The organism is Lysobacter enzymogenes, from assembly GCF_017355525.1.
In the GTDB taxonomy this organism is placed as follows: Bacteria; Pseudomonadota; Gammaproteobacteria; order Xanthomonadales; family Xanthomonadaceae; genus Lysobacter; species Lysobacter enzymogenes_C.
Genome location: NZ_CP067395.1, coordinates 1,590,906 through 1,611,405 on the forward strand (window position 1 = coordinate 1,590,906; position 20,500 = coordinate 1,611,405).

The following is a 20,500-nucleotide window of genomic DNA, read 5'->3' on the forward strand; positions in this document are numbered from 1 at the left end:
TCAGCGGTTGTCGCGCTTGCCCTGGTTGTGGCGGTCCTGGCTGCCGATCTCGCCCTGGATCGCGTCCATCCGGCTTTCGGCCGCATGCAGTTCGCCGGCCTTGTGCGCGGCGCTGTCCGACTGCGGGCCCGGCGCCGGCACATGGCCGTGGCCCGGATCGAGCTGCTGCCACGGCTGCGGTTCGCGCGCGGCGTCCTGCTTGGCCTGCAGCAGGCGGCGGGTGTTTTCCAGCGCCTGTTCCGGAGTGATGTGGGCGACGGGCTCGTCGTCGCCGGCGCTGTGCGCGGCGTCGGCCGCGACCGCGGACGATTCGACCGCTTCGGCGCTGGCGGCCGCAGCCGCGTCGGCGCCGGCTTCCAGCGCGGTTTCCGCCGCGCCCTGGGCGACCGCGCTCGGCGCGGCGGCCGCGTCCTCGGGCTGGTGCGTTTCGGACTGCAACGCGGGCGCCGCGGCTTCGGCCGCGGCACCGGCGGCGACCAGAGAACCGGCCGGCAGCGACGACGGCGCCTCGGCCGCCGCTTGCGCGGCGGGCTTGGGCTTCGGCTTGCGCTCGGCCTTGGGCTTGGCCGGCGCGGCGACCGCAGGTTCGGCGGCGGGTTCGGCGAACAGTTCGCCCGAACGCGTCGGCTCGTCCTGAGGCGCCGACGCAGGCTTGGGCTCGGTGCGCGGACGCGCCGGCTTGGCGGCGGCCGGCTTCGGCGCGGCCGCGACATCGGCCTTCGGCGTCGCCGGCTGCGCGGCCTTCTTGGCCGGTGCAGCCGCAGGCTTGGCGGCCGCCGCGGCCGGCTTCGCTGTCTCAGGCTGGGCGGCTGCGGGCTTGGATGCTGCGGGCTTGGACGTTGCGGGCTTCGACGCCGCGGGCTTGGCGACCGCGGGTTTCGCGGCAGCGGATTTACCGGCGGCGGACTTGGCGACCACGGACTGCGTCGGGGCGGACTTGGCGGCCGCGCCCTTCGCGTTCGCGGCGACCGGCGGCTTCGCCGGCGCCGAACGCACCGGCGCGACGAGCGCGCTGTTCTTCTTCGCAGCCGAACCCTGCGGCGCGTTCCTCAGCGGCGCCTGCTTGGGCGCGGCCTGCTTCGGCGCGGCCTGCTTGACCGCGGCCTGCTTCGACACAGGCGCGGCCGCGACCTTCTTGCCCGCGGCCTTGCCCGCTACCGCCTTGTTCGCGGCGACCTTGCCGGCCGCTGCTTTCTTGACGACCTTCTTCGCCGCCGCCTTCTTGGCGACCGGCTTCTTGGCGACGGACTTCGCCGTCTTCTTGGCTACGGGCTTCTTGGCGACAGACTTCGCCGTCTTCTTGGCCGCAGGCTTCTTCGCGGCGACCGGCTTGGCCGCCTTCTTCACGATCTTCTTGGCCGCAGCCTTCTTGGCTGTCGCCTTCTTGCCCGCGACCTTCTTCGCGACCTTGGCCGCGGACGCCTTCTTGACCGCCTTCTTCGCGGTCTTGCCCGCGGCCGCCTTCTTGGCGACCGCCGTCTTGGCCTTCTTCGCCGCCGCCGGCTTGGCCGCGGCCTGCTTCACCTTCTTGACCGCGCTCTTGGCGGCTTTCTTCGCCGCCGCCTTGCTGCTCGCGACCTGCTTGCCCGCGGCGCGCTTGCGCGCCGGCTGAGCCGATTTGCCTGCGGATTTCTTGCTTGCGGACTTGCCCGCCTTCTTGCTCGCCATGCTTGACTCCTCGTCGAGTGTTTGCGAATGCGCGAATGATAGCGGCTGCCCCTGCGACTGCATCAGCCTGTGCTGTAGACAACACGAGTCGTGTGTTATCACGCGCCACCTTCATGCGAGGTGAGCGGAAGTGAGACAGCGCCGCGCCGCGTCAGCCGACTGATGTTGTCAGGCCGGTGTTGACGCCTCGCGTCACTTTTCGCTCGCGCAAGCTAGGGAAAACCCTGGCATGGAACCTGCTTGGAACTGTGCGTAAGTCCACAGTTACGACGAAGGGGATTCCAATGGCTCGCCACATCGACCGTTACAGCGACGACGTCCACAGCAACGCCGTCATCGCCCGCCTGTTCGACCTCGCCCGCAACGGCGAAGGCGACGATGCCGAGTTGCGCGAGCTCGACGCGCAGATCCAGGCCGGCCTGGCCGCCGCTTACGGCGAAGGCGCGATCGAATTGGACAGCGCCCTGGCGGCCTGAGCCGCGCTCGCCGCATCGCGGCAAAACCGCCGCAAAAACTTGGGCCCGAAGTCCGCCCCGCCGCTGCGGGAGGCCTTCGGGCCCAGTCGTTTTCGGACCGGCCGCTGCGCGGCTGGTGTGGCAGGGCTTCAGCCCCGCCACCGCTTCGGGCTCAGCCGAAGAACCCCGGCCCGCGCGGGCTGGCCAGGCGCTCCAGGAACACCAGCAGCACCCGCGGCTCCAGCAGCAGCATGAACAGCAGGCCGTACAGCGCGCCGGACAGGTGCGCGCTGTGGTTGATGTTGTCGCCGCCGCGCTTGTCCATCCAGTACGAGTAGCCGACGTAGGCGATGGCGTAGACCACGGCCGGCACCGGCACCACGAACACGATGATCCAGTTCCACGGATCGAACAGCACGAACGCGAACAACACCGCCGAAACCGCGCCGGACGCGCCCAGGCTGACGTAGCCGGCGTCGCGGCGGTGGCGCAGGTAGCTCGGCAGGATCGCGACCACGATCGCCGACAGGTAGAACAGCACGAACATCCCCGGCCCGACCAACTGGGCGAACACGTTCTCGACCGCGCGGCCGAAGAAGTACAGGGTGATCATGTTGAACGCCAGGTGCATCCAGTCGGCGTGCACGAAGCCGTGGGTCAGCAGGCGGTCGTACTGGCGGAAGCGCTCCACCCCCGGCGGCCACAGCACCAGCCGCTCGTACAGGCGGCGCTTCTGGAAGGCCTGCCACGACACCAGCACGGTCACGGCGATCAGGACGAAAGTGATCATGGTCGGGTCGGGCTCGCGGGTCGGAAGTACGAAGGGAGACGGTCAGGCGGCGCGGCGGGTCGGGCCGCGCGGTGGATCCGGCGGCGCGGCGGTCACGCCGCGCGGTAGTGGTCCTGCATCGGATAGCGCCGCGCGTACAGCGCGAACGCCGCCGCGGCGACGAACGCGAAGCCGGCGAAGAAGAACATCAGGAACGCGTTCTCGCTGAGCCCGGTGGCGGCGATGTGCGAGGTCACCGCCTCGTTGCGCACCGCCGCGTTGGTCAGCATCACCCACAGGTTGCCGAAGGTGCTGGTCAGGTACCACAGCGCCATGATCACGCCCTTCATCGACGGCGGCGCCTGGCTGTAGGCGAACTCCAGCGCGGTCGCCGACACCAGCACCTCGCCGAAGGTCAGCAGGATGTACGGAAGGATCTGCCATGCCAGCGACATGGGGTGGCCGGCGTCCATATACAACTGCAGCACCGCCGCGACGATCCACGACAGGCCCGAGACCGCGATGCCGAAGCCCATGCGCCGCAGCGCGGTCGGGTTGATGCCGATCCGGCGCAGCGCCGGGTACAGCACCAGGTTGTTGAACGGGATCAGCAGCATCACCAGCAGCGGGTTGATCGCCTGCATCTGCGAGGCCGCGGCCTTGGCCCCGCCTTCGCCGGAGATCAGCCAGCTCGGCCACCACCACAGGTCGGTCGGCACCACCATGCGCTGGCCCTGCAGCACCCAGGTCGAGGCCTTCTGGTCGAACAGCGACCAGAACGGGGTCACGAAGGCGAACACGATCAGGATCCGTAGCACCGCGCGCACCCCGTCGACCGCCGCGTCCGGATGCGCGCCGCGCGCGCGTTCGAGCTGCAGCGAAACGCCGTAGCCGCCGAAGCCGATCAGCAGGCCCAGCGCCATGCAGGCACTCTTGACGAAGCCCAGGCTCGGAATCAGCGCCAGCGCGCCGGTGGCCAGGGCCACGCCGACCGCGGCCACCGCCACGCCGGGATTGCCCTGCCCCGCGGCCTTGGCGCGCAGCGCGGTGCGGGCGACGTTGAAGAACGAATGCGGGTCCGGCGCGTTGCGGGTCGGCGGCACCAGCACATAGCGCTTGCGCCCGAGCCAGAAGATGAAGGTGGCCAGGAACATCAGCGCGCCGGGGATGCCGAACGCCACCGAGGGGCCGTATTCGCGCAGGAAGATCGGCATCAGCAAGGATGCGAACAGCGAGCCGAAGTTGATCGTCCAATAGAACGCGTCGAACACCAGCTTGGCCTTGTGCTTGTTGCTCTGGTCGAACTGGTCGCCGCAGAACGACACCACCAGCGGTTTGATGCCGCCGGCGCCGAACGCGATCAGGAACAGGCCGGTGTAGAACCCGGTCTGGCTGTGTTCGAACAGCGCCAGGCAGGCGTGGCCGGCGCAGTAGACCAGCGAGAACCAGATGACGGTGTTGTACTTGCCGAAGTAGCGGTCGGCCAGCCAGCCGCCGAGCAGCGGGAAGAAATAGGTGCCGATCATGAACGTGTGGAACACGTCCTTGGCCATGCGCTCGCGCTCGGCGAGGTCGCCGGTGGAGGCCATCAGCAAGGTCCCGACCAGGAACGCGGTCAGGATGTTGCGCATGCCGTAGAAGCTGAAGCGCTCGGCCGCCTCGTTGCCGATGATGAAGGCGATCTGGCGGGGCATCTTGCCCTGCGAATCGGCGGGTGCGGTGGCGGCTTGGGTCATCTACGGCATCCTGGTCGCCGACCCGGGGTCGGCGCTGCGTCATTGGGGTGCATGTCCGTTGCGGGGTGCCCGGCGCGGGGCCGGAGGTCCAGCCCCACAGACTACCCCATCGTCCGCGCGGCCGGTTTGGCCGGCGCGGTCGCGAAGCAGGGCGAGAACGCCCGCGGGGCGGGGCCCGGCGCGGGGTTCGCGGCGAACGACCGTTCAGATCGCCGGGTCGCCGACCTGCAGTTCGTATTCGAAGTTCTGCAGCATGCGGCCGTAGTCGGGATCGTCCGGATTGCCGTAGTTGGCGCCGACGCTGAGCCGGTGCGGGCCCGGCGCCAGCGGCGGCAGCAGCAGCCAGTAGCCGTCGGCGGCGGCGCGGACCACGCCGCGGCGATCGTCGGGGCCGGCGTCGTCGCGCTCGGCCTGCGGGTCGAAGCAGCGCGAAATCAGTCGCTCTGGCCGCGCCAGCGGCTTGCCGTCGAGCAGGACCACCGCACTGACCAGATAGTCGTTGTTGACCGCGGCGCGGCGCTTGACCTGGGCGCAGCTCATCGCGTTCTCGCCCAGGCGCGGGCCGTGGAAATACATATTGATGACCGGGACCAGCAGGTGCTTGCCGGCCGGCACCCGGCAGCGGCGCCTGGCGTCGAAGCGGCCGTCGGTGCCGGCCAGGAACCAGACCGGGCCGTCGTCGTCCTGGCCCATCGCGCAGCGGCGGCCGTCGCGGTCCAGGTAGGGCTCCAGGCCGTCGGGGAAGCTGCGCGTCCAGCGCCACCAGCGGATCGTCCATTCGGCCGCGGAGACGCCGCCGACTGAGGCCGGCGCCGCCGCGGGCGCGCGCGATGCGGGTGCGGCGGGTGCGAGCGGCGCGGCGAGGACCAAGACCGCGGCGAGAACGGCCGCGGCGCGGCGGCGATGCGATGCGTCGGTGCGGCTCGTACGCGCCTGCTTCGTACCGCCCCGCTTCGAACCAGTGTGCTCCATGCTTTCGCGCTCCTTAAACAAACCAGTGCGTACCCGCAGTCCCGGTACGGCTCAGGCCCACTCCTCCAAACCTTCGCGCCGGTACAGCTCGGCGAAGCTCGGCCGCGCCTTCATCCGCCGCGCCAGTTCGCCCAGATGCGGCCAGTCGTGGGCCGGACGCGGCAGCTTGCGGGTCCAGCGCATCAGCATGGTGAGATAGAAATCGGCGGCGTTCGGCTGTTCGCCGAGCAGGTACGGGCCGTGGTCGCGCAGATGCGCGTCCAGCCGTTCGCAGGCCGCTTCGATCCGCGCCTGCGCGCCGCTGCGCACGGCCTCGTCGCCGGCGTTCAAGTCGCCCGGATACCACCACAGCCGCAGCGGCGCCTGCAGGGTCGCGGTGAGGTTGAACATCCATTGCAGGTATTCGGCGCGGCGCGGATCTTCCAGCGACGGCGCGAACCGGCCCTGGCCGTGGCGGTCGGCCAGATACAGCGTCAGCGCCGCGGCCTCGTAGCGCGGCTGGCCGTCGACCAGCAAGGTCGGCACCACGCCGTTGGGATTGAGCGCGAGATAGCCGGCGCCCTTGTGTTCGCGCCCGGCCATGTCGACGTTGCGCAGCTCGTGCGGCAGGTCGAGTTCGATCAGCAGCCAATGGACCACGAAGCTGGCGGTTCCGGGCGAGTAGTACAAGGCGTACATGCGCGATTCCTGGCGGCGGCGGATGCGCAGTCTAGGCGATGCCGCCGGCGCCGCGCATGACGGCTGTCATCTCTTGTCGGCAGGCCGCTTCGCGCACAGGCGGGGCGCGGCGCGATCCCGTACATTAAGCCGCGCCGCGCCCGCCGCGGCGCATCGCGCGGACGCAGGGAGCCGTCCGCCGCCGCATCCGCCAGGAACCCGCCCGCATGCGCCTGTCCGCCGTCGTATGAGTCGCCCCCTCGCTGCGCGGCATGCGCTGCGCGCGCGAGCGACGCCGCCCCCCCGCAGCGAATCCGCCCTCACCCCATTCGCACCACACTGGAATCCGCAATGACCCGCCAACCCCCGTTCCGCATCGCCGCCCTGCCCTGCGCCCTCGCCGCGCTGCTCGCCGGCGCTTTCGCCGCGCCGGCGGCGGCCGCCGACGCGCCGATCACCACCGTGTCCGAACGCAGCGGCTTCCTCAAGACCGGCCGCTACGACGAGGTGATCGGGCTGTGCGCGAGTTTCGCCCAGCGCTATCCCGACGCGGTGCGCTGCGAGGACTTCGGCGTCACCCCGGAAGGCCGGCCGATGAAGGTGCTGGTGGTCACCCGCAGCGGCGCGTTCACGCCCGCGCAGGCGCAGGCCAAGAACCTGCCGGTCATGCTGATCCAGGGGGGCATCCACGCCGGCGAGATCGACGGCAAGGACGCCGGTTTCCTGGCCCTGCGCCAGGCGCTCGACGGCGAGGCGGCCAAGGGCGCGCTGGCCAAGCAGGTGCTGCTGTTCGTGCCGGTGTTCAACATCGACGGCCACGAGCGCTTCGGCGCCTGGAACCGCCCCAACCAACGCGGTCCGGAGGAAATGGGCTGGCGCGTCACCGCGCAGAACTACAACCTCAACCGCGATTACCTGAAAGCCGACGCGCCGGAAATGCAGGCGATGCTGAAGCTGGTGCAGCGCTGGGATCCGCTCGCCTACATCGACCTGCACGTCACCGACGGCGCGAAGTTCGAGCACGACGTGTCGATCCAGGTCGAACCGGTGCACGCCGGCGACGAGGCCCTGCGCAAGGCCGGCACGGCGCTGCGCGACGGCACCATCGCCCGGCTGGCCAAGCAGGGCTCGCTGCCGCTGCCTTATTACCCTTCGTTCGTCGAATCCGACAACCCGGCTTCGGGTTTCGAGGACGGCGTGCCGCCGCCGCGCTTCTCGCACGGCTATTTCTACCTGCGCAACCGTCTAGCAATGTTGGTGGAAACCCATTCGTGGAAGGACTATCCGACCCGGGTGCGGATCACCCGCAACGCCATCGTCGACCTGCTCGACCTGGTCGCCGCCAACGGCGCGCAATGGCGCGGCGAAGCGCTCGCCGCCGACGGCCGCGCGAAACAGCTCGGCGGGCAGACCGTGGCGCTGGACTACAAGGCCGGCGACAAGACCCGCACCGTCGCGTTCCGCGGCTACGAGTACACGCGCACGCCGTCGGACGTGTCCGGCGCGCTGATGACGCGTTACGACGAAACCAAGCCGCAGGTGTGGAACGTGCCGTTGAAGTACGACATCCAGCCCGCGCGCCAGGTGCCGGCGCCGCGCGCCGGCTATCTGGTGCCGGCCGCGCAGGCGGCGTGGGTGGCGGCCAAGCTCGACCAGCACGGGGTCGAATACCGGCGCCTGGACGAGGCGCTGCGCAGCGCGCAGGTCGAAGCCTTCCGCGCCGACAAGGCCGAGTTCTCGCCGCAGTCCAGCGAAGGCCACCAGCGCAACACGCTGACCGGGCAATGGAAGCGCGAGACCCAGGATCTGCTGGCCGGCGCGCTGTTCGTGCCGATCGCCCAGGCCAAGTCGCGTCTGGCGATGGCCCTGCTGGAACCGCAGGCGCCGGATTCGCTGGCGGCGTGGGGCGAGTTCAACAACGCCTTCGAGCGCAAGGAATACATGGAGGATTACGTGGCCGAGGACGTGGCGCGCGAGATGCTCAAGGATCCGCAGGTCAAGGCCGAGTTCGAAGCCAAACTGCGCGAGGATGCGGCGTTCGCCAAGAACCCGCAGGCGCGGCTGGACTTCTTCTATCGCCGGCATACGGCGTGGGACGAGCGTTACAACCTGTATCCGGTGCTGCGCACCGACACGATTCCGCGCTGACCGCGACGGCGACGCCGCGCTTGCGCCGGTGTCGCCCAAGTTGATCGTAATCAAACTGTAGGAGCGGCGCGAGCCGCGACCGCGACAACGCAACTGCGACGAAACCGACGGCGTAGTTGCGTTGTCGCGGTCGCGGCTCGCGCCGCTCCTACAGGGGGGCGCCGCAGCAATGCGGCGATCCGGCGGCTTCGCGTTATCCTCGATCTACCGCCGTCATCGGGAGCGCCGCATGTTCGCGCGCCGCATGTTCCTGCTCGCCCTGGCCGCAACCGCGCTCGCCGGGTGCGCGTTGTCGTCCAAGCCCTCGCACGCCGCGCCGCGCGAGGTGCGCGTGCTGACCCTCAACCTGTGGCACGACAAAGGCGATTGGCCCAAGCGCCGCGCCTTGATCGTCGAAGAAATACAGCGTTTGCGACCGGATCTGATCGCGTTGCAGGAGGTGCTGCAACGGCCGGGCCTGCGCAATCAGGCCGAAGACCTCGGCGAGGCGCTGGGCTACGAGGCGAATTTCGTCTCGGTCGATCCGGCGGATGCGCCGCGCCGCTACGGCAACGCGATCCTGTTGGCTCGTGCGGGCAAGCAGACGCAGGAACGCAAGCTCGAACCCTTGAACGATTACCGCACCGCCGCGCATGCGCTGGCCTTGGCCGATGCGGGCTTCGCCGGCGTGGATTTCTACGCCACCCACCTGCACAACGAACGCGACGGCGGCGCGGTGCGGCGGCGCCAAATCGACAGCCTGCTGGACTTCGTCGACGCCACCGCGGGCAGCGGCTACACGGTCGTCGCCGGCGATTTCAACACCGAGGCCGACGCGCCGGAACTGGCGGCGTTGCGTGCGCGCTATGCCGACGCGTTCGCCAGCGCGCATCCGCAGTCGGCCGCCGATCCGCAACGCGCCAGCACGCTCAATCCGGCGTATCTGCCGGCGCAGCGGATCGATCATGTGTTCTACGACCCGAAGCGGTTCGCGGTGGCCGAGGCGCGGATCGTGCTGGACCACAGCCGCGACGGGGTGTGGCCGTCGGATCACTTCGGGTTGTTCGTGCGGTTGCGGGTGTTGGCGGGGGATGCGTCGAAGCGGTGAAGCGGGCGTTGCGAGGTCGGCTCGCGTACGGTTGCGGCGTCAAGCCTTGTTTTTATGGCCAGTTTGCTTGGCCATGTATTTCCAGTTCCGCACCTTCCCCTGCGCCATCCACTCCACCGCCTGCGCCACCCGCGCGCGCCGGGTTTCCTCGCGCTTGGCGGTCTCCACCCACTCCACGTATTCGCGCTGCTGGCTCGGCGGGAACGCATCGAAGGTCGCGCGCGCGGCGGGCTCGGCGGCCAAGGCCGCGGCGAGGTCGGCCGGCGCGCGCGGCGGCGGTTTGACGCTCGCCGGCCGCTTGACGCCGGTCGCGGTCAGCGCCATCGCCTGCTTCAGCATCGCCGCGAGTTCGCGCCGGCCCGGCAAGTCGGACAACGCGGTCAGGGCGCCGAACTGGCCCATCGCGTCGCTGCCCTTCGACGGCTCCAGGCCGGCGATGTGGGCGCCGTGCCAGAGGTTGAAGCTGGCGTGCTGCTTGAACGCGGCCATGCCGCACAGGATCTTGCCGCGGTAGACGAAGGCCGGCATGCCCCACTTGATCGCCTCCTGCACCGACGGGCAGGCCGCGTGCACGCGCTCGCGCAGTTCGCGCAGGATCGGCTGGGCGAACGGCGCGGCCTTGTCGATATAGGCGTCGATGCGCGGTTCGCGCGGGAACGCGGCGGCGGATTCGCGCGCCGGCTTGGCGGCTGCGGGCGCCGTTCGTTTCGCAGGCGCCTTGTTCGCCGCGGCTGCGTTCGCGACAGTTCGCTTCGGCGCGGCCGGCTTCGATGCGCCCGGCTTCGTCGCGGTCTTTTTCGATGCGGTCTTTTTCGCTGCAGCCTTTTTTGGTGCGGTCCGCGTGGCGGCCGCCGGCTTCGCCGCGGGCTTTTTAACCTCGGGCTTCTTGGCTGCAATCTTCTTGGTTGCGACCTTCTTCGCCGCGGCCTTGCCGGTTGCGCCCTTCTTGACCGCCGTCTTCTTGACCGCCGCTTTCGCCGCCCCGCCCGCACCCGCTCCGCGTCGAGCCATGACCCGCACTCCGTACCGAGAACGCCCCATTGTGCGCTGCCGGCAGGCGCCGGCTCAATGCGCCGGTCCGGCACGCCGATTCAGTCGACCGCAGCCGCGCTCAGCCCGGCAACCGCCACTCGCCGAGCAGCGAATACTCGTTGCGCCGGCCCAGCTCGCTGTGCAGCAGCACGAAGCGGTCGACGCGCCAGCGCAGCGGCTCGACCGGCGTCGGCGGCAGCGCGCGCTCGGCCTGGCGCACCACGGTGACGTGCGGCGCGTGGGCGCGATGGCTGGCGACGACCTTGACCCCGTGCTTGGCCAGGGCCACGCCAAGCCGGTCCCACAGCAGGGTCAGCCCTGGATCGGGCTCGGCGCTGCCGAGCCACCACGGGATGTCCTTGTTGGCGAAGCTGCCGGCGCGGTCGAGGACCAGGTCGAACGCCGCGGCCTGCACCGTCGCCGCGGCGGCGCACGCGCGCTCGGCCAGCGACTGCGGCAAGGAGTCGAAATCGCCGAGGAACTGCAAGGTGAGGTGATAGCGATGGGCGCCGATCATGCGCCCGCCGGGCTGCTGCGCGGCCTCCAGCGCCTGCGCGCGGTCGCGCATGCGCGCGCGCGTGTCGGCGTCGGGCCACAGCGCGAAGAACAGGCGGTGCAGTTCGCCGGGGCGACCCGGCGCGGGTTCGCCGAACAAGGAAGACTGATGCATCGGCGAAGTTTAACGGCTGCCGGCCGCGAACATCGCAGCGCCGGCGTTGCGCCGCGTACAACGAAAAAGCGAACGCGCGGCTCCGCAGCCGCGCGTCCGCCGCATCCTCAGGGCTTGGCCTTGGCGTCCTCGGCGTAGGTCCCGGCCGGTTCGCCCTCGATCTTGCGCGTATCGGCGCCGAGGATCTGCGCGGCGACGCGGCGCACCGCGGCTGGATCGGCCGTGCGCAGATCGGCGTCGGGCTTCAGGCCCAGCGCGGCGACGGTATCGGCCAGCACCTTCTTGTTGGCGTAAGGGTGCGGATGGTCGATGTTGTCGTCCTGGCTGCGGTAGAACCGGTCCAGCAGCTTGCCGCGGCTGCTGTCGGCCTTGGCCAGCTCGACCAGCTTGGCGCGGTATTCCAGCCGCCACGGCGGCAGTTTCGGCCAGCGCTTGAGGTCGGCGAAGTGCTGCGCCTCATGGCCGAGGAAGCTGACCTGGAAGTCTTCGCCCTGCAGGTCGCCGTAGGCCTCGCGCACCGCGTACAGGCCTTCGGGCTTGGCCCAGCCGGCCGCGCCGGTGGCGCCGCAGGCGCTGTAGTGGCTCCAGCCGCGGCTGATCCAGGCGTCCATCACGAACACCTTGACCGGCTGCTCGACCCCGCCCGGCAGCTCGACGGTGTAGTCGCGCACCTCCTGCCCGCCCCACAGGAACAGGTCGTACAGCGGCGGGGTGCGGCCTTGCAGCGGATGCAGGCCGCTTTGGCGCAAACGCGCGTCGATCTTGGCGTACAAGGCTTCGAACGCGTCCTCGCCGTCGGCCGGCGGCGGCTCGCCGACCGCCGCGGCCAGTTCGTTCTTGAGCTGGCGGTCGAGCTGCGCGCGCTGCTGCGGCTCGCGCACCGCATGCCACCAATAGCGCTGGTAGATGTCGAGCACCTTGGCCGCGAACTCGTCCTTGGGCGCGCCCACGGTCGGCGGCGGAGTCTTGCGCTCGTGGCGTTCGAGCATGCACTGGCGGAAGGCCGCGTCCTTGCCGTCGAACTGTTCGGCCGGCGCGGCCTTGAGCGCGCCCAGCGCTTCGGGCGCGTCGGCGCGCAGCACCGCGCCGAGCGCGCGGCTGACCGCGTCGGCGGCCTGCGGGCCGCTGTTCGGCGACAGCGGCGCGGCGGTCGCGCCGATCATCCAGCCGATCATCACCGGCAGCGCGGCCGCCGGCAGCAGGGACAACAACGGGGAACGGTTACGCATGGGGGACTCCGTGTTCGCGCGGTGGGCTGTTGCGGCGATTAAGCCGCGAGCGCGATCGCCGGGTCTTGTACGCACTTGATCTGACCTTCGGCAGGGCCGGGGCCGGAGGGCGGCCCGGCCAGCCGTTCGCGCGCGGACGAATCCTGGTCCAACCGCTCCTGCGCCAGCTGCCGGCGCAATTGCAGCGGCGTGCAGCCGGCATGCGCGACCACGATCCGGTGCAGATGGCTCTGGTCGGCGAAGCCGGCCGCCGCGGCGACCTGCACCAGCGGCATCGGCGCGCCGAGCAGTTGCAGTGCCCGCCGCCAGCGCGCCTCGCGCCGCAGCGCGCGCGGCGACATGCCGAAGCTGCGCCCGAGCGCGCGGCTGGCGTGTTCGGCCGAGACCCCGAGCTCGCGCGCCAGCTCGGCGATCTCGCGTTCGTCCTCGGCCATGCGCCGCAGCAGTTCGCCCTGCCAGTCCGGCAGCGCCGCCGCGGCCTGCGGCGTGGCGCAGGCCAGCAGCTCGGCCAGCCGCTGCGGCGCGCGTTCGAACACCTCGCGCGCCTCGCGCAAGTCGTGCACGCGCCAGGCGCGCGCGGCGAAGCCGGCGTCGGCGACCACGCCGGGCGTGGCGATCGCGCTCAGTTCCAGGTTGACCGCGCTGGCGCCGCTGCGGCCGAAGCGGTCGCCGTGGGCGTGGAACGGCGGGTGCAGCACCAGCGTCCCCGGCGCGCACGGCAGCGGCCCGTCGAGGCTGGATTCGGTGTAGTCGCCGTCCAGCACCAGCGCGACGTAGGCGTCGCGGTGGCGGTGGGTGGCCAGCGCGGCGTTGCGCTCGTGGCGGGTGCGGTAGGCCGGGCTCATGCGCGCGCCGGTGCCTGCAACGCAGGCGCAAAACCGCGGCCGCGGGCGACGGCCGCGCCGTCGGCGCGGCGGATCGCGGTCGCAACGGGGCGGGCAGCGCGCATCGGCAGGCTCCTGCGCCGCCGGTGCGGCGCCGTTGTCCGGATTAGGAACCGCGCGGGGCGGCGCCGGCAATGGCCGGAAGTTGGGGCGGCGCCGCCCGCGCCGTTCAGCCGTCGAGTTCGGCCCAGCGCGCGTAGGCCTGTTCGAGCTCGGCCTGGGTCTTGGCGATCTCGGCGTTGTGGGCGTTGATCGCGGCGCTGTCGCGCTGGTAGAACGCCGGCTGGTTCATCTGCTCGCTCAGCTCGGCCAGACGCGTTTCCAGCGACTCGATCCGCTGCGGCAACTGCTCCAGCTCGCGCGCGTCCTTGTAGCTGAGCTTGCGCTTGGGCGCGGCCGGTTCGGGCGCCGCTACCGGCGCCGCTGCGGCCGGCTGCGCCGCCAGCGCCGCCGCGGGCTTGCCGGCGACCGCGCCGACCGGACGCTGGCGCAGCCAGTCGCTGTAGCCGCCGACGTACTCGCCGACCGCGCCGTCGCCTTCCATGACCAGGGTCGAGGTCACCACGTTGTCGAGGAAGTCGCGGTCGTGGCTGACCAGCAGCAGCGTGCCCGGGTAGTCGCCGAGTAGTTCCTCCAGCAGCTCCAGGGTTTCCACGTCGAGGTCGTTGGTCGGTTCGTCCATCACCAGCAGGTTCGACGGCTGCGCGAACAGCTTGGCCAGCAGCAGACGGTTGCGCTCGCCGCCGGACAAACGGGTGATCGGCGCGCGCGCGCGCTCCGGGGTGAACAGGAAATCCTGCAGGTAGCCGATGATGTGCTTGTTCTTGCCGCCGACTTCGACGTACTCGCGGCCTTCGGCGACGTTCTCGATCGCGTTCCAGTCCTCGCGCAGGGTCGCGCGGTACTGGTCGAAGTACGCGATCTGCAGGTTGCTGCCCAGGCGCATCTCGCCCGAGGTCGGCGCCAGTTCGCCCAGCAGCACCTTCAGCAGCGTGGTCTTGCCGCTGCCGTTGGGGCCGATCAGGCCGATGCGGTCGCCGCGGAACACGGTGCTGGAGAAATCGCGCAGCATCGGCTGGCCGCCGTAAGCGAAGTTCACGTCCTTGGCTTCGAGCACCTTGCGCCCGGACTGCTCGGACTGGGCGAACTCCATGCGCACGTTGCCGACCGTGTCGCGGCGCTGGGCGCGCTCGTTGCGCATGGCCTTGAGCCGGCGCACGCGGCCTTCGTCGCGGGTGCGGCGGGCCTTGATGCCCTGGCGGATCCAGACTTCCTCCTGCGCCAGCAACTTGTCGAAACGGGCGTTTTCCTGCGCCTCGGCGTTCAGGCGCTCCTCGCGCCGGCGCAGGTAGTTGTCCCAGTCGCCGGGCCAGCTGGTGACCTTGCCGCGGTCGATCTCGACGATGCGGGTCGCCAGCGCGCGCAGGAAGCGGCGGTCGTGGGTCACGAACAGCAGCGCGCCGCTCCACGACTTGAGGAACTGTTCGAGCCAGTCGATGGCTTCGATGTCGAGGTGGTTGGTCGGTTCGTCGAGCAGCAGCAGGTCCGGCGCCGACACCAGCGCGCGCGCCAGCAGCACGCGCCGCTTCATGCCGCCGGACAGGCCGGAGAATGCGGCTTCGCCGTCCAGGCCGAGCCGGGTCAGGGTCTCCTCGACGCGCTGGTCCAGGCCCCAGCCCTGGGCGTCCTCGATCTTGGTCTGGACCTTGGCCACCGCGTCGGCGTCGTAGTGCTCGGCGTGGCTGAGGTGATGGAATTCGGCCAGCCAGTGGCCGAGCTCGCCGAGGCCGTCGGCGACCACGTCGAACACGCTGCCGCTGGCGCCGGCGGGGACTTCCTGTTCGAGCCGGGCGACGCGCACGCCGCCTTCGCGGCGGATCTCGCCGTCGTCGGGCACCAGCTCGCCGGCCAGCAGTTTCATGAGGGTGGACTTGCCCGCGCCGTTGCGGCCGATCAGGGCGATGCGTTCGCCCGCCTCGATGGCCAGTTCGACGTTTTCGAGCAGGAGCGGGCCGCCGACGCTGTAGTCGGCGTTCTGTACGGTGATCAAAGGCATGCGCATAGTCTAGCCGGCGCGGCGGCCCCGCGTCCGCTCCGTCCTTGCGCGGATGCGCGGCGGCCCCTCGGCGCCGCGGATTGCGGCACCTCCCTGCAGGAGCGGCGCGAGCCGCGACCGCGGCAATGCAGCCATGTCGCGAGTTGCGCCGCAGTTGCGTTGCCGCGGTCGCGGCTCGCGCCGCTCCTACAGGAAGATTACAGGCGTCAGGAGCTGCACGAGAGCATCGAGCACCCGGCCCGCTCGCGCGCCCAGTCCGGCCGCCTGGCCGCGAACGCCTCGCGCCCGGGCTGGTCGTCGTAGGGCCGACGCATCACCTCGAGCAGGTCGCGCACGCCGCCCGGATCGCCCTGTTCGGCCCGATCGATCGCTTCCTGGGCCAGATAATTGCGCAGCACATAACGCGGATTCGCCGCATCCATGCGCGCGGCGCGCTCGGCCGCCGAAGAACCGTCGGCGCGCGAGCGCTCCGCGTAACGCGCCAGCCAGTCGCGCAGCGCCGGTTCGGCTTCGGCCACGCGCTGCGGATCGTAGTAAGCCTCGGCCAGCGGCGCCGGATCCGGCGCCGCGGCCGCGACCTCGATATCGGCCAGCGCGCGATAGAAGATCGTCATGTCGACCTCGTGGGCCTGCAGCCAGCCGCGCAGTTCCTGCATCAGCGCCACGTCCTCGTCGCCGCAGGCGCGCAGGCCGAGCTTGGCCGCGATGGCGTCGCGCTCGGCCTGGTTGTAGGTCTCCACGTAGCGCCGCAACCCGTCCTGCAAGCGCTCGGTCGCGATCAGCGGCGACAGCGCGCCGGCCAGCCGGCTCAGGTTCCAGTACGCCACCTGCGGCTGCTGGCCGTAGCGATAACGGCGGCGGCCGGCGTCGGTGGTGTTCGGGGTCCAGTCCGGATCGTAGTTGTCGACCCAGCCGTACGGGCCGTAATCGATGGTCAGGCCGAGGATCGACAGGTTGTCGGTGTTCATGACCCCGTGCACGAAGCCGACCCGCATCCAGTGCGCCATCAGCGTCGCGGTGCGCTGCGCCACCTCACCGAACCACTCGCCGTAAGCGCGCTCGCCGGGCTCGCCCAGGTGCGGGAAATCGCGGCGGATGCAGAAATCCGCCAAGGTCTTCAACAACGCGGTATCGCCGCGCGAGGACGGCAGTTCGAAATTGCCGAAGCGGATGAACGACGGCGCGGCCCGGCACACGATCGCGCCGGCTTCGGCCTGCGGATGGCCGTCGTAGAACATGTCGCGCACCACCGTCTCGCCGGTGCCGACCAGGCTCAGCGCGCGCGTGGTCGGCACGCCGAGGTGGTGCATGGCTTCGCTGCACAGGAACTCGCGGATCGACGAGCGCAGCACCGCGCGGCCGTCGGCGCTGCGCGAATACGGGGTCGGGCCGGCGCCCTTGAGCTGCAACTCCCAGCGCCGGCCGTCGTCGGCGAGCGCCTCGCCGAGCGAGATCGCGCGGCCGTCGCCGAGCTGCCCGGCCCAGGCGCCGAACTGGTGGCCGCCGTAGTTGGCCGCGTACGGCTGCATGCCCGGCAGCAGCGCGTTGCCGCCGAACACCCGGGCGAACTCGGAGCTGGCGACGTCGGCTTCGCTGAAACCCAGCGCCGCGGCCATTTCGGCCGAGTGCGCCAGCAGCGCCGGCGCCGCCACCGGGGTCGGCTCGACCCGCGAATACAGCGCGCCGTGGACCTGGCGCACGCCGGGCGCGGCGTCCGGGTCGCCGGGCAGGTCGCGGACGAAGGCGTTGTCGAAGCGCAGTGCGTGCATGGGGGCGGGGAGCGGTCGGGGATGCAGGGGAGATGGGTGCCGATGACGGCGAATCCAAGCTGCGGACGGCTTTCGCCGCGTCTCTCTGAACCGTCGTTCCCGCGAAAGCGGGGATCCAGAGACTTCAACGCCATGCCTGGATGAAGCCCTGGGTTCCCGCTTTCGCGGGAACGACGATAGGTGGGTTTCGCGGCGCCTCTGCAAGTCGTCATTCCCGCGAAAGCGGGGATCCAGAGACTTCAACGCCCTGCCTGGATGAAGCCCTGGGTTCCCGCTTTCGCGGGAACGACGATAGGTGGGTTTCGCGGCGCCTCTCCAAGTCGTCATCCCCACGAAAGCGGGGATCCAGAGACCTCAGCGCCATGCCTGGATGAAGCCCTGGGTTCCCGCTTTCGCGGGAACGACGATAGGTGGGTTTCGCGGCGCCTCTGCAAGTCGTCATCCCCGCGAAAGCGGGGATCCAGAGACTTCAACGCCCTCCCTGGATGAAGCCCTGGGTTCCCGCTTTCGCGGGAACGACGATAGGTGGGTTTCGCGGCGCCTCTGCAAGTCGTCATCCCCGCGAAAGCGGGGATCCAGAGACTTCAGCGCCATGCCTGGACGAAGCCCTGGGTTCCCGCTTTCGCGGGAACGACGATAGGTGGGTTTCGCGGCGCCTCTCCAATCCGTCATCCCCGCGAAAGCGGGGATCCAGAGACTTCAGCGCCGTGCCTGGATGAAGCCCTGGATGCCCGCCTTCGCGGGCATGACGACGGGTGGGTTTCGCCGCGCCCTGCCCGCCTCAACCGAGCAACGAATACGGCCCGCCCTTCTCCAACGCCCGCTGATACGCCGGCCGCGCGCGGATGCGCTCGACGAACGCCTGCATGCGCGGCCGTTCGCCGCCGGCGCGCGCCGCCGCGGCTTCGACCGGAAAGCTCATCTGGATGTCGGCGGCGGTGAAACGGTCGCCGGCGAACCACTCGCGCTTGCCCAGCTCGCTCTCGATATAGCCCAGGTGCAGCGCCAGCTGCGGCCCGACGAAGGACTGCATCGCCTTGTCGGCGATGCCGCGCGCGACCGGCTTGACGAAGAACGGCATCGGCGCGGACTTGATCCGCGAGAACACCAGGCTCAGCAGCAGCGGCGGCATCGCCGAGCCTTCGGCGTAGTGCATCCAGTAGCGGTAGCGCTGGCGCTCCTCGCCGTCCAGCGGCTGCAGCGGCGGCGACACCCGCTGCTCGCTGTCGTAGCGCTCGCACAGCGTTTCGATGATCGCCGCCGACTCGGCCAGCACCTGCCCGTCGAGTTCCACCAGCGGCGACTTGCCCAACGGGTGGATCGCGCGCAGTTCCGGCGGCGCCAGCATCGTCTTGGGATCGCGCTGGTAGCGGACCACCTGGTACGGCAGCTCCAGTTCCTCCAGCAGCCACAGCACGCGCTGGGAGCGGGAGTTGTTGAGGTGGTGGACTGTGATCATGGCCGGCGCCGTCGGTGGGAGGATGCGCGCATGGTAGCCGGCGCGCCGCCGCCGTGCAGATCAGCCGCGGCTGACGATCAATTGCGCGGTCAGACGCTGCTTCCACAGCTCGACATCGCCTTCGACCCACGGACACTCGGCGCGGAAGTTGTCCCAATCGACCGACCAGGAGCCGACCTCGGGCAAGGCGCCCTCGGGCCAGCCGCGGTAATCCGGCGTACTGCTCAGAGCCTCGACGAACAGCGAAAGCGGCATAGTGCAGCGCTCGGCCAGCAGCACCGCGTCGTAAAGATCCTTGCCCTGCGGCCACATGTCGGTCTGCAGCCATACCAGTTTCCATGCCAGCGACAATTCGGCGGTGGCGCCCAACAGCGACACCGGCTCGCCTTCGTTCAGCGGTATTTCGACCGTTGCCGGCGGCTGCGGCAACGCTTCGCAGAACACGAAGTCGAGCTGGATCTGGCCCTCGGGCAGATCGTCCAGCGACCACACGATGGTCATGCGCCGGCCTTCGGCGCGTTCGTAAGCCCAGATATCGTCGTGAGCGACGCGGTCGAAGTGGATGCGCACCGGACCGATGTCGCGACGCTGGGTCAACAGCGTGGCCAGGTCCCGCAGCATCAGTACGGCTGCGGGATCGTCGGCCTTGAGTTCGGGCGGCAACACGATCCAGTCGATATCGCCGGGCGGCCGGGCACCGTCGCCGAGGTACGCGTGCAGCAGGACGCTGCCTCGCAACACCAACTTGTCCCGCCAGGGCGAGCCGGCGATGGCGCTCAGCATCTGCGCCAACACCGAGGCCCGAGCCGCGTACCAGCGGCGTCGATCCTCGTCGTTGGAGAAGATCGGGTCGCCGGTGCGGAAGGCATCGTTGTGATGCCGCAGCGCCGGGTCGAACAAGTCCGGCCGCCCTTGGCCGTTGAGCTGAGTGCTCAGCGGATAGCGGATTTCGCGCGTCCGCGCGGGACGCTGCGGCGGACCCCAGTTTTTGCCGGAGGTCGCCGGCTGTTCCCCCGCAACGAGGGCGTCGACCAGCTTATCGCTTCCCGCGCTGAGCCAGCGGCCCATCCGTTGCCAAATCGATCCAGCCATCGTCCACCGCCAGGTTGTCGTCGTACACCACGTATTCGGTTTCCACGCCGAGGCGGCGCAGGCCCGCACCATCCAGCACATCGAGCAGCGCGCGCAGTTCGGCATAGGCCCGTCGCAGGCCGCCGTGGCTGCGCTGGGTGACGAAGCGCTGGTCGAGCCCGTCCTCGCGCGTGCGCAAGGCGTTGCGCGACAGGTGCGCGCTGTGTCCGCGCACCCGTTCGGCCAGTTCCGTCAGGTCCGCGCCGGCTTCGAGCAGCAGTTTGATATGGCTTTCGAAATAGCGGCCGGCCACTGCCTGCGCATCGTCCTGCGGCACGTCGCGATTGCCCGGCGCCGCCTCGATCTTGATCCGCAGCGGCTGCATCCCGTGCGCGCGCAACTGCGCCGCGACCGCGTCGGCCTGCGCGCGCTGCCGGGCGAAATCGCCGCGGCCGCGCCAGCTCAACATCGGCTGGAACGCGCGCACGCCGCGCGCGAGCTCGATGTGCAGGCATTTGAAGCCGTGCGCCGCGGCGAAACGCTGCAAGGCGCCGGCATGATCGGCGGCGACGGTCAGATGGGTTTCGAACTCGCCGTCGAAGCCGGGCGCGGCCTCGACGCCGGCGACGGGCGCCGGCGCGGTGCGGTCCTTGGCGAAGGCGGTGTCCATGAGCGGATCGTCGGCGGGCGCGGTCGCGCGCACTGGCTTGCGGCGGCTGAGGATATCAGCGCCGCGGCGCGTTTTACGGCCCACCGCCGCGTCCGCAACCGCCGCGGATCGGAAGACGAACGGTCGCAGCGGCCGCCGCGCACATGACGCCGCCGGCCTTCGGCCGCA

17 protein-coding genes are annotated in these 20,500 nt (G+C 70.4%); 3 read left to right on the top strand and 14 right to left on the bottom strand.

From position 1 onward, the window contains the following. Entirely contained in the window at positions 1–1,731 is a 1,731-nt protein-coding gene (locus JHW38_RS06530; RefSeq protein WP_207525175.1) for a hypothetical protein, read from the bottom strand. 221 nt (positions 1,732–1,952) lie between these two features. Between JHW38_RS06530 and JHW38_RS06535 the strand changes: the two genes are divergently transcribed. Beyond that, positions 1,953–2,144 (top strand): hypothetical protein, encoded by a 192-nt coding sequence (locus JHW38_RS06535; RefSeq protein ID WP_207525176.1) that lies wholly within the window; start codon positions 1,953–1,955, stop codon positions 2,142–2,144. 151 nt (positions 2,145–2,295) lie between these two features. Here JHW38_RS06535 and JHW38_RS06540 read toward each other — a convergent pair whose 3' ends face one another. From JHW38_RS06540 to JHW38_RS06555, 4 genes are all read right to left on the bottom strand, one after another. Then, a complete protein-coding gene (locus JHW38_RS06540; protein WP_207525177.1) occupies positions 2,296–2,913 on the bottom strand; it encodes a rhomboid family intramembrane serine protease in 618 nt (205 codons plus the stop codon). 92 nt (positions 2,914–3,005) lie between these two features. Then, entirely contained in the window at positions 3,006–4,628 is a 1,623-nt protein-coding gene (locus tag JHW38_RS06545; protein WP_207525178.1) for an oligopeptide:H+ symporter, read from the bottom strand. A gap of 204 nt (positions 4,629–4,832) precedes the next feature. Further along, positions 4,833–5,498 carry a hypothetical protein gene (locus tag JHW38_RS06550; protein WP_207525179.1) on the bottom strand — a complete coding sequence of 222 codons (666 nt, stop codon included), beginning with the start codon at positions 5,496–5,498 and terminating at the stop codon, positions 4,833–4,835. A 153-nt stretch (positions 5,499–5,651) separates the two neighbouring features. Next, positions 5,652–6,278, bottom strand: a complete 627-nt coding sequence (locus JHW38_RS06555) for a glutathione S-transferase family protein (RefSeq protein ID WP_207525180.1) — start codon at positions 6,276–6,278, stop codon at positions 5,652–5,654. Positions 6,279–6,608: 330 nt separating this feature from the next. Here JHW38_RS06555 and JHW38_RS06560 point away from each other — a divergent pair, with 330 nt between their 5' ends. Further along, positions 6,609–8,405 (top strand): M14 family metallopeptidase, encoded by a 1,797-nt coding sequence (locus tag JHW38_RS06560; protein WP_207525181.1) that lies wholly within the window; start codon positions 6,609–6,611, stop codon positions 8,403–8,405. 229 nt (positions 8,406–8,634) lie between these two features. Then, entirely contained in the window at positions 8,635–9,492 is an 858-nt protein-coding gene (locus JHW38_RS06565; RefSeq protein WP_207525182.1) for an endonuclease/exonuclease/phosphatase family protein, read from the top strand. A gap of 39 nt (positions 9,493–9,531) precedes the next feature. Here JHW38_RS06565 and JHW38_RS25430 read toward each other — a convergent pair whose 3' ends face one another. The 9 genes from JHW38_RS25430 to JHW38_RS06615 all read right to left on the bottom strand — a co-directional run bounded on the left by JHW38_RS25430 (position 9,532) and on the right by JHW38_RS06615 (position 20,416). After that, complete coding sequence (locus JHW38_RS25430; protein ID WP_242691243.1) at positions 9,532–10,503, bottom strand: YdeI/OmpD-associated family protein; 972 nt, start codon at positions 10,501–10,503, stop codon at positions 9,532–9,534. Positions 10,504–10,603: 100 nt separating this feature from the next. Further along, on the bottom strand, positions 10,604–11,194 hold the full coding sequence (gene thpR / locus JHW38_RS06580) for an RNA 2',3'-cyclic phosphodiesterase (protein WP_207525183.1): 591 nt from the start codon (positions 11,192–11,194) through the stop codon (positions 10,604–10,606). 107 nt (positions 11,195–11,301) lie between these two features. After that, the gene (locus tag JHW38_RS06585; RefSeq protein ID WP_207525184.1) at positions 11,302–12,423 is read right to left on the bottom strand and encodes a hypothetical protein; all 1,122 of its coding nucleotides are present in this window, start codon (positions 12,421–12,423) and stop codon (positions 11,302–11,304) included. Positions 12,424–12,461: 38 nt separating this feature from the next. Next, positions 12,462–13,268, bottom strand: a complete 807-nt coding sequence (locus JHW38_RS06590; RefSeq protein ID WP_207525185.1) for a helix-turn-helix domain-containing protein — start codon at positions 13,266–13,268, stop codon at positions 12,462–12,464. Between the two features lie 208 nt (positions 13,269–13,476). Then, positions 13,477–15,363, bottom strand: a complete 1,887-nt coding sequence (locus JHW38_RS06595) for an ATP-binding cassette domain-containing protein (protein ID WP_207525186.1) — start codon at positions 15,361–15,363, stop codon at positions 13,477–13,479. 206 nt (positions 15,364–15,569) lie between these two features. Beyond that, positions 15,570–17,132 (bottom strand): protein adenylyltransferase SelO, encoded by a 1,563-nt coding sequence (locus tag JHW38_RS06600; protein ID WP_207525187.1) that lies wholly within the window; start codon positions 17,130–17,132, stop codon positions 15,570–15,572. Positions 17,133–17,913: 781 nt separating this feature from the next. Further along, on the bottom strand, positions 17,914–18,591 hold the full coding sequence (locus JHW38_RS06605) for a glutathione S-transferase (protein WP_207525188.1): 678 nt from the start codon (positions 18,589–18,591) through the stop codon (positions 17,914–17,916). A 60-nt stretch (positions 18,592–18,651) separates the two neighbouring features. Continuing rightward, a complete protein-coding gene (locus JHW38_RS06610; protein WP_207525189.1) occupies positions 18,652–19,659 on the bottom strand; it encodes a nucleotidyl transferase AbiEii/AbiGii toxin family protein in 1,008 nt (335 codons plus the stop codon). Beyond that, positions 19,628–20,416: a hypothetical protein gene (locus tag JHW38_RS06615; protein WP_207525190.1), complete on the bottom strand. Its 789-nt coding sequence runs from the start codon at positions 20,414–20,416 to the stop codon at positions 19,628–19,630. Before JHW38_RS06615 ends, JHW38_RS06610 begins: the two co-directional genes overlap by 32 nt. Positions 20,417–20,500 lie beyond the last annotated feature (84 nt).

What these genes read in the sequence shown, in the direction of transcription:
- JHW38_RS06565 (WP_207525182.1), top strand. Translation starts at nt 8,635, where the DNA reads ATGTTCGCGCGCCGCATGTTCCTGCTCGCCCTGGCCGCAACCGCGCTC.
- JHW38_RS06560 (WP_207525181.1), top strand. Translation starts at nt 6,609, where the DNA reads ATGACCCGCCAACCCCCGTTCCGCATCGCCGCCCTGCCCTGCGCCCTC.
- thpR (WP_207525183.1), bottom strand. Translation starts at nt 11,194, where the DNA reads ATGCATCAGTCTTCCTTGTTCGGCGAACCCGCGCCGGGTCGCCCCGGC.
- JHW38_RS06610 (WP_207525189.1), bottom strand. Translation starts at nt 19,659, where the DNA reads ATGGGCCGCTGGCTCAGCGCGGGAAGCGATAAGCTGGTCGACGCCCTC.
- JHW38_RS06595 (WP_207525186.1), bottom strand. Translation starts at nt 15,363, where the DNA reads ATGCCTTTGATCACCGTACAGAACGCCGACTACAGCGTCGGCGGCCCG.
- JHW38_RS25430 (WP_242691243.1), bottom strand. Translation starts at nt 10,503, where the DNA reads ATGGCTCGACGCGGAGCGGGTGCGGGCGGGGCGGCGAAAGCGGCGGTC.
- JHW38_RS06540 (WP_207525177.1), bottom strand. Translation starts at nt 2,913, where the DNA reads ATGATCACTTTCGTCCTGATCGCCGTGACCGTGCTGGTGTCGTGGCAG.
- JHW38_RS06585 (WP_207525184.1), bottom strand. Translation starts at nt 12,423, where the DNA reads ATGCGTAACCGTTCCCCGTTGTTGTCCCTGCTGCCGGCGGCCGCGCTG.
- JHW38_RS06605 (WP_207525188.1), bottom strand. Translation starts at nt 18,591, where the DNA reads ATGATCACAGTCCACCACCTCAACAACTCCCGCTCCCAGCGCGTGCTG.
- JHW38_RS06535 (WP_207525176.1), top strand. Translation starts at nt 1,953, where the DNA reads ATGGCTCGCCACATCGACCGTTACAGCGACGACGTCCACAGCAACGCC.
- JHW38_RS06530 (WP_207525175.1), bottom strand. Translation starts at nt 1,731, where the DNA reads ATGCAGTCGCAGGGGCAGCCGCTATCATTCGCGCATTCGCAAACACTC.
- JHW38_RS06590 (WP_207525185.1), bottom strand. Translation starts at nt 13,268, where the DNA reads ATGAGCCCGGCCTACCGCACCCGCCACGAGCGCAACGCCGCGCTGGCC.
- JHW38_RS06545 (WP_207525178.1), bottom strand. Translation starts at nt 4,628, where the DNA reads ATGACCCAAGCCGCCACCGCACCCGCCGATTCGCAGGGCAAGATGCCC.
- JHW38_RS06555 (WP_207525180.1), bottom strand. Translation starts at nt 6,278, where the DNA reads ATGTACGCCTTGTACTACTCGCCCGGAACCGCCAGCTTCGTGGTCCAT.
- JHW38_RS06600 (WP_207525187.1), bottom strand. Translation starts at nt 17,132, where the DNA reads ATGCACGCACTGCGCTTCGACAACGCCTTCGTCCGCGACCTGCCCGGC.